Source organism: Kitasatospora sp. NPDC059747 (assembly GCF_042732955.1).
Taxonomy (GTDB): Bacteria; Actinomycetota; Actinomycetes; order Streptomycetales; family Streptomycetaceae; genus Kitasatospora.
Window position 1 is genome coordinate 1 of record NZ_JBHWGV010000228.1, and the last position, 6,494, is coordinate 6,494.

Annotated in this window: 5 protein-coding genes and 2 pseudogenes; 5 read left to right on the forward strand and 2 right to left on the reverse strand. The window is 75.9% G+C overall.

Going from position 1 to position 6,494, the window contains the following annotated elements; all coding sequences use genetic code 11:
- The 3 genes and pseudogenes from ACFV4G_RS42700 to ACFV4G_RS42710 form a co-directional block, all read left to right on the forward strand.
- Positions 1–140 (forward strand): annotated as a pseudogene (locus ACFV4G_RS42700) (hypothetical protein); the annotation flags it as partial.
- A gap of 170 nt (positions 141–310) precedes the next feature.
- The gene (locus ACFV4G_RS42705; protein ID WP_380448944.1) at positions 311–637 is read left to right on the forward strand and encodes a DUF3040 domain-containing protein; all 327 of its coding nucleotides are present in this window, start codon (positions 311–313) and stop codon (positions 635–637) included.
- A 249-nt stretch (positions 638–886) separates the two neighbouring features.
- On the forward strand, positions 887–2,290 hold the full coding sequence (locus ACFV4G_RS42710) for a hypothetical protein (protein WP_380448946.1): 1,404 nt from the start codon (positions 887–889) through the stop codon (positions 2,288–2,290).
- A 57-nt stretch (positions 2,291–2,347) separates the two neighbouring features.
- On the opposite strand, the gene ACFV4G_RS42715 is transcribed toward ACFV4G_RS42710, so the two are convergent.
- Positions 2,348–2,854, reverse strand: coding sequence for an SRPBCC family protein (locus ACFV4G_RS42715; RefSeq protein WP_380448948.1), 507 nt, complete (start codon positions 2,852–2,854; stop codon positions 2,348–2,350).
- Positions 2,855–3,076: 222 nt separating this feature from the next.
- Between ACFV4G_RS42715 and ACFV4G_RS42720 the strand changes: the two genes are divergently transcribed.
- Positions 3,077–3,826, forward strand: coding sequence for a hypothetical protein (locus ACFV4G_RS42720; protein ID WP_380448950.1), 750 nt, complete (start codon positions 3,077–3,079; stop codon positions 3,824–3,826).
- On the forward strand, positions 3,823–5,112 hold the full coding sequence (locus tag ACFV4G_RS42725; RefSeq protein WP_380448951.1) for a nucleotidyl transferase AbiEii/AbiGii toxin family protein: 1,290 nt from the start codon (positions 3,823–3,825) through the stop codon (positions 5,110–5,112). Before ACFV4G_RS42720 ends, ACFV4G_RS42725 begins: the two co-directional genes overlap by 4 nt.
- A 267-nt stretch (positions 5,113–5,379) precedes the next feature.
- Here ACFV4G_RS42725 and ACFV4G_RS42730 read toward each other — a convergent pair.
- Positions 5,380–6,494 (reverse strand): annotated as a pseudogene (locus ACFV4G_RS42730) (hypothetical protein); the annotation flags it as partial.

A 6,494-nucleotide genomic window follows, 5' to 3' on the forward strand; every position in this document is an offset into this window, starting at 1 on the left:
TGAAGACCGACCCGGAGGCGGCGGCGCTGACGCTGCGCACGGCGATGAACCTGATCCACCTGTACGCGGTGGTGTCGGAGCCGTTCGTCCCGGCCCCCGCGGCGGCGATGCGCGGCGCGGTCGCCGTGGCCGACGACTCCCCGGCGGGGGGCCCGCGCGGGGGGGGCCCGGCGGAGGGGCGGGGGCGGGGCCCGGGGGCCCGGGCGGGGGCGCGCGGGCCGCGGTTTCTCCTCCGGGCGTGTCGGAGACCGCCGCAGTGGGAAAACGGCTCGTTGCCACCCGTTGTCCAGGGGGCGGGAAGGAGGCGGCGATGCACGGGCGTGCGCTCTCGGCGCAGGAGCGGCAGGTGCTCGCGGAGATCGAGGCGGGGCTGCGGGCGACGGACGGGCGGCTGCACCGTCGGCTCAGCACGATGAGGCCCCGGATGTCGCCGTGGTTCCCGGTGGCCCGGGTGGCCGGGCAGGTGCCCATGACGGCGCTGATGGTGCTGGTGGCGCTGTCGTTCATCGTCCTGCGCGCGAGCATGCAGGCCCCTTCGGCCGTCGACCTCACGGCCGTCGGCCTCGTGTGGGCGGCGGTGCTCGTCCTGCTGTCCGCACGCGTCGTCGCAGGCCGTCGCAGGCGGCGGGGGCGCTGACGGGCCGGCGCGTCAGCGCTCGGGAACCCGCCGACGACGGGTGGAGCGAAGGTCGCTGACGACGGGTCGTTCCGGCCGCCGCGAATCCCGCGCGTGTTCGGCCGCCTCACCCGATCCGGCGAACCGGGCGGTGCGGTGCGCCGAGTCGTTCGCGGGGGGCTGGATACTCCGGGATCACGTGCGTGCCCACCACATCGTGCCGGAGGGGCCGCCGCACGCCTCCACCCCCGTCCGGAAGGACCTCCGTCCATGCACCCGATCCCCGGCCCCGGCCGCCCCGACGTCGAGCAGGCCGCCGCCAGGTCGACCACCGCGACCACCGTCATGCCGCCCCCTGTCTTCGTGCCCGATCCGGAGGAGGCCGGAGCCGACGGGTACACGTGGCCCGGGCTGGACGAGGAGTTCACCCGCGAGGTCGTCGCGATCGCGCGGAAGTCCGAGGGGCGCGAGCTGGCCGAGTCCCAGGTCTTCGAGATCGTGCGGGCGCAGCCGCAGGCGCAGGGGCTGCCGCTGCGTCTGCGTTCGCACCTGCGTCGCGAGCTGGACGCGTTCGTCGCCTCGTACCACCGGGTGATCGAGACGGTCGTGGCCGCCTGGGAGCACGACCGCGGACTGCGCGAGGTCGTGACGGTTCCGCAGGCCCTGCACGACCACGTGGCCGCCGCCCGTGACACGCGAGTGCACCTGCTGCGGATCGACCTGCTGCCCCAACCCGACGGCACGCTCCGGGTGTTGGAGACCAACGCCAACTGCCCCGGCGGCCTGCCCGGCGCCGGCCGGGGCCGCACGGCCTGGCGGCCGCTGCTGGACCGGCACGGCATCAGCCTGCCGCCCCCGCTGCCCGCCGACGACCCCGCCTGGCCGGGGAGTTGGCTGGTGCGCGTCGCCGAGCAGCACACCGGCACCCGGCCGGAGACCGTCGCCCTGCTCTGCCCGGACGGCAGTTACCGCGCCGACACCCGCGACTACGACACCGCCCTGACGGCTCTCGGCGTCCGCGTCCTCCACGCGGACCCGCGCGAACTCGTGGCCGACGGGCGCCACGGCGTCACCCTGCACGGGGAACCGGTGCGGCACGCGTTCGCCAAGGTCGGCATCCAGGACCTGCTGCGGATGGGCGACGGCGCGGCACCCTACCTGGAGGCCGTGCGCGAAGGCGGCCTGTTCGTGCAGAACGGGCTGCGCGGACGCCTGATCGGCGACAACAAGCTGTGCCTCGCGGTGCTCTCGGACCCGCGCTTCGCACACCTCTTCGATCCCGCCGACTACCGGCGGGTCCACCCCGCCGTCCCGTGGTCGCGCAACCTCGCGCACTGCGACGCCGCGACCCTCCGCGCCGTCGTCCGGGACCGCGAACGCTACGTCCTCAAGCGGCCGTTGGACACCCGCGGCCACGGTGTGGTGATCGGCCGGGAGACCGCCGAGGGGTCGGCCTGGGAGGCGGCCGTCGGCCTCGCGGGCGCCGAGGGGTGGCTCGTCCAGGAGTACGTGACCAGCCCCCACCTCCACGGTGTCGTGGACGGGCCGGCCCCCCGCCACGACGTGGCGCTGGGCGCGGTCGACGGCCGTCTGGTCTCCGCCTTCGCCCGCGCCAGCCACGGGGAGCGCCACAACGTCGCGGGCTCCGGGCGGCCGCACCCGGTGTACCTGTGACCCGGGCGCCGGGGCCTCCGCTCCGGCCGGCGCTCACGCCTCCGGTCCGGCGGGTGCTCACGCCTCCGCGAGGCGTCTGATCCCGTCCAGGGTCGTCCGCATGCCCTGCCGCAGCATGCCCAGCCTGAGCGCCATGATCTCCTCCTCGCGCCCGGGCTCGGCGGCGATGGCCCGGCTCAGGTACGAGCTGCCCGCGCCGAGGGTGACGGAGTGCCGGAGCCGGGTGCCGTCGCCCTCGGGTTCGAGGTCGAGCCGCCAGCGGGCCACCGGCCGGTCGAAGCCGCCCTTGAAGCCGCGGACGTCCCAGCCGAACGCCCGCTCCGGCCGGTGGTCGGCGATCCGCGAGACGGTCTCCCACTGCCCGAGGAGCTCGTTGCGGTTGCGGCCGACGAAGGTCGCGCCGACGGCCGGCCCGGTGGCGCCGTCGAGCCACTCGGCCTCGTACAGCTCCCCGCCGAACCTGGTCGGCACGGTGATGTCGCTGACCAGGGCCCAGACCCTCGCGCACGGCGCCGCGACGTACACGTCCAGTTCGACCGTCGGGCCGTCCACCAACCGCACCATCGTCGTCCTTCTTCCCCTGCCGCACCGTTGCGACGTCGGCCACCCTAGTGCTGCCGGGCGGCGCGGCTCTACCGATCGGTAACCGGTTTCGTGCGGACGGCCCGTCCCGCCGCCGTCCGCGGTTGGCTTGTGGGGCGGGCCCGTTGGGGTTCGAACTGCTTCCGTGCGTCGCTGCGAGGGCCCCGGGGACGGGTTGTCAGAGAGGCCTGCCAGGATGCTCCCATGCTCGTCACCCATCCTGACCTGGGCCTGGCCCGACCCCTGCCTCCACCCGCGCTGAGCGGGGAGTTCGAGGTGCACCTCACCGTGGAGCCGGGCGCCGTCGACGCGCTCGCCGAGTGGGCCGCGGCCAACGGCCTGACGTACACGCACATCCTGCTCGCCCGCGGCGCCGCCGTGTCGCAGCCGATGCTCAACCTCCGCGCCTCCGGCACGCTCGACGAGGTCGCCGCCGCGGCCGCCCGCACGGCGCGGCGCCTGACCGACGCGGGCTTCGCCGTCCTGCGGGCCAAGGTCGAGGCCACGCCCTGGGCCGACGGCGTCCCCGCGACGGACGGCGAGGCCGCGCAGCACGGGCCCGGGCGGTACTTCGAGCACCACGTCAAGCTGCTGCTCGTCCCCGGCGAGGACACCGTCCGGCTGGCCGCGCTCGCCGTGCGGCACGGCGCGCACCTGTCGCGCAACGCCCGCCGGGTGCGCGCGGACGGGCTGCGGGAGCAGTTCGTCACGCAGCGCTGCCGCCTGGTGGGGCTGGCCACGGCCGGGCGGCGGCTGGACGCGCTGCTGGGCGAGCTGGCGGTCGACGGGCGCGAGGTCGTCTCGGTGGAGCGGGAGTTCGTCGCCGTGGACAGCGACGAGGCGCTGGACAGCGGCTGGATCACTCAAGAGCAGTGCACCGAGGGCCGGAGCACTGGTGGAAGGGCCGCCGGGGGCCGGGTCGCCCCGCGGCGCGCGGAAGGAGCAGCACGATGACCGAGGACCGCACCGCGACGTGGGAGGACCTGCCGTACGGGCCCTGGGAGGACGTGGTGCTGCCGAAGCAGCCTCCGTCCGAGGAGGTCCGCGCCGAGCAGGACCTGCCCAGGAGCCTCCGGCCGATCGACGACGAGACCGTCACCCAGCAGCCGGTCTTCGACCCCGCCTTGGCCGGCTACGCCCGCGCGCTGCGCCCCAGCGAGCCCGCTTTCGCCGACCCCGCGGTGGCCGCGCGCTGGCTGGCGGCCCGGCGCGAGGCGCTGAACACGGTGCTGTCCGCGGTCGCCCGCTCCGCCTGGGCCGAGCACCTGGTGCTGCGGGGCAGCGTGCTGCTGCGCGCCTGGTACGGCGAGGAGGCGCGCGAGCCGGGCGACCTGGACTTCGTGGTGCGGCCCGTGGAGTGGCAGCTGGAGGACGAGCGGACGGGCCGCATGCTCGACGAACTCGCCGCCTCCGCCGACGAGTCGTCGTCGTCCGGGGCGGGCGCGTGCGGCGTGCGCCTGCACGCGGACCGGGCGGTCGCCGACGAGATCTGGACGTACAGCCGCGTGCCGGGCCGGCGCCTGGTCCTGCCGTGGACGGCGCCGGGCGTGCCCGAGGGCACCGTCCAGCTGGACTTCGTCTTCACCGAGCACCTGCCGGCCGAGCCGCGGCAGGTCGAACTCCCCGGCGTCGACGGCCCGCTGGTCGCCGCCACGCCGGAGCTCTCGCTGGCCTGGAAGATCCTCTGGCTGATCTCGGACAACCACCCGCAGGGCAAGGACCTCCACGACGCGGTCCTGCTCGCCCGCACGGCCCGGGTCCCGTACGAGCTGCTGCGCGACGTCTTCCTGCGCTCGGAGGAGAACTGGGCGTGGTGGCCGGTGCTCCCGGACGCGATCGCCGAACTCGACGTCGACTGGGACGAGTTCGCGAAGGACCACCCCGCCTTCACCGAAGCGGTCGAGGCGTACCCGGCCGAACTGCTCGCCTCCCTCGCCCCCACCTTCGCCGGACGCGGCGAGTACGCCCTGCGCGCGCTGTGGATGGCCCCCGTGGTGGACGGCCTGCGGGAGCTCATGGCCCGCGAGGGCCTCGACGCGGTCCTCCGGCACCTGAGCGAACGCCGCACCCGGCCGGAACGCCTCCTGATGGTGGCCTCCGAGTTGCTCGACGGCGACCTTGAGCGCGCCCACCAGGCCGTGATCACCCACCTGGACGACCCGGCGGACCCGCGCCTCAAGAAGCTCCAGGAGACCTACACCCGCCTCGCCACCGACCGAGCGGCCCCCACCGCTCCGTAAACCGGTGGCCGGCGCGGTGCGGTCAATCGTCAGGGTGTTGACGCGTTGTATATCCGCCCCTGCGAGCGTTCGGACGCCCTGTCATACCTGAGCAAGGAGCGTCATCGGTGTTTCGAACGACCATGGTCCGCACCGCTGTCACCGGCGCGGCTGTTTCACTCTCGGTGCTGGGAGCCCTCGCCGTGGGCATGGGGGATCCCGTACGGCCGACCTCGCCGGCCCCGGCCTGCGACGGGTCCGCCGTCGTGCACTGCGCGGCGGGCCACATCATCTGGAACGGGACGGGGCTCCTTCCTTCTCCCGACCCGCAGCCGTAAGGGTTCCGGCGGCGGTCGCCAGCGCGGTGAGGAGCGGTTGCGCGTCGGCCGTCGCCCGAGGACCCAGCCGGCCGAGCAGCAGGCGCGCGCTCGCCTCGTGACCCCGGGCCGCGCCGTGGTCGCCGCGGGCGGTCAGCGCGTGGGCCAGGACCAGGTGGGCGAGGGCGCGTTCGCGCTGTCGCCCACCTTCGTCCGCGAGGTCCAGGGCCCGCTGCGCCTGGTGGACGGCCTCGTCGGCCCGCCCGAGCAGGCGCAACACGTCGGCCAGGCGGCTCCGGGCGGCCGACTCGCGGTCGAGGTCGCCGGTGAGGCTCGCGCCGTCGATGCAGGAGCGCAGGTGTGCCGCGGCGTCGTCGAGTCGCGCCGACTCCTGGTAGGCGAGGCCGAGGACGTAGTGCACGTAAGCGGTCATCGCGGGGTCGGCCGCCGCGCCCGGTGTCGCGAGGATGCCGCGGCAGGCCGATGCCGCCCCGGCGGCGTCACCGCTGCGGATCCGGGAGAGGGCCGCGTTCGCGCTGCTCGCCACCTCGCCGGAGCGGTGCCCGAGTTGTCGGGCGAGGGCGGCCGCCTCGTCGAAGGCCGTGATCGCCTCCTCGTGGCGGCCCTCGGCCTGGGCGATGAGGCCCTGATCGTTGAGGGCCTGCCGGAGGATGGCCCGGTCGCCCGCCTCCCGGCAGGCCCGGGCGGCCAGTCGGGCCTGGGCGTCGGCCTCGTCGAGCCGGGCGCGGGCCAGCAGGATCGTGCAGAGGAGGAAGCGCGACCGGCCCTCCGCCGTGCCGGCGTGGTCGCGGTCGTGGTCGCCGCACGCGACCGCCGCGTCGACGAGCAGGCGGGCCGCCTCCTCGGCCCGGCCGCCCAGGGCGCCGAGGCCGAGCGGGGTGAGGGCGATCAGCAGGTCGGGGGGCGGGCGCCGGGCGGCCCCCGGGGGCCGGGGGCCCCGCGCGCCCGCCGCGGGCCCGCGCGGGGGCGCCCCGCTCGGCGACCACCCCGCGGTCACCACCGGCCGGCCCGAGGAGAGCGCCGGCACCGAGGTGGACGAGGCCGCCCTGCTCCGGATCGCCCTGC